The sequence below is a fragment of the Sphingomonas sp. CCH9-E2 genome (assembly GCF_001557215.1).
GTDB lineage: Bacteria > Pseudomonadota > Alphaproteobacteria > Sphingomonadales > Sphingomonadaceae > Sphingomonas.
The window spans coordinates 1-923 of record NZ_LSJM01000240.1 but is presented as its reverse complement, the minus strand read 5'-3'; the positions used below and the strand labels follow the sequence as shown (position 1 = coordinate 923).

The following is a 923-nucleotide window of genomic DNA, read 5'->3' as shown; positions in this document are numbered from 1 at the left end:
CATGAAGGAGGCGCGCGCCAGCATGGAGCGTGCTGGCGACCGCGCAGGCGCGGAGAAATTGGGCAAGCGCATGGAGGGCATCGCGGGCGGGTTGCACCGCGACCCGCAGCTCGAATCCGTGTTGCGCGCCCGCGCCCCCGAGCTGGCGTTAAGCATGGAGCGGGGCCGGTCGATCAGGCAGGAGCTGGCGCAGTCGATCCAGCCTAGCCGCGACCGCGATCATGGCATGAGCCGGTAGGATGAGCATGGACGACGATCAGGGCAACATGGATGGCGACGCCGCAGCGGAAGCGTTCGAGGCGATGCGCGGCGAGCTGGCGTTGCTACGCCGTGCCGTGGAAGGGTTGGCGGCCGAGCGCGGCGCGATTGACGTGCCGGATTACAGCGAGACGTTAGGCGCGCTTCAGCAGGGCGTGGATACCGCGACCGGGCGGATCAACGCGATCGGCCAGATACTTGCCAAATCGCCGGCGCTGGCGATCACGCCTGAGCAGATGACGCAGCGGATCGCCGCAGCAGGCAGCGCCGCGCGGCGTGAGGATAAGGCGGCGCTCGACAAGGCCGGCGAGGACAAGGCCCGCGTCATGGCCGAGCTTCGCGCCATTGCCGGGTCCGCATGGACGCGGGCCGACCAGAAGAACCGGCAGCTATGGTTCGCCCTGGGCGGGGTAGCGGCCGGCATCCTCGTATGGGCGATTGTGCCGGGCCTTGTCGCGCGCGAGATCGCGCCGGCGAGCTGGCAATGGCCGGAGCGCATGGCGGCGCGGACGCTCGACCTTCCCCGCTGGACCGCCGGACAGCACATGATGCAGAGCGCCGACCCGGCGCAGTTCCGTGCGATCGTCGCGGCCGACAGAATCGTGACGGCTAATCGCGAAGCGATTGAAAGGTGCGTAGAAGCTGCTGCGAAAGCCCGTGAGACG

General features: G+C 68.9%; 2 protein-coding genes. Both read left to right on the top strand.

The genetic code is table 11. The annotated features are described in order from the left end of the window. On the top strand, window positions 1-238 hold a 238-nt coding region (locus AX681_RS11250), incomplete at its 5' end, for a hypothetical protein (protein WP_066682255.1). A 1-nt stretch (window position 239) separates the two neighbouring features. Next, the coding region (locus AX681_RS11245; protein WP_197422067.1) for a DUF6118 family protein at window positions 240-923 on the top strand (684 nt) is incomplete at its 3' end.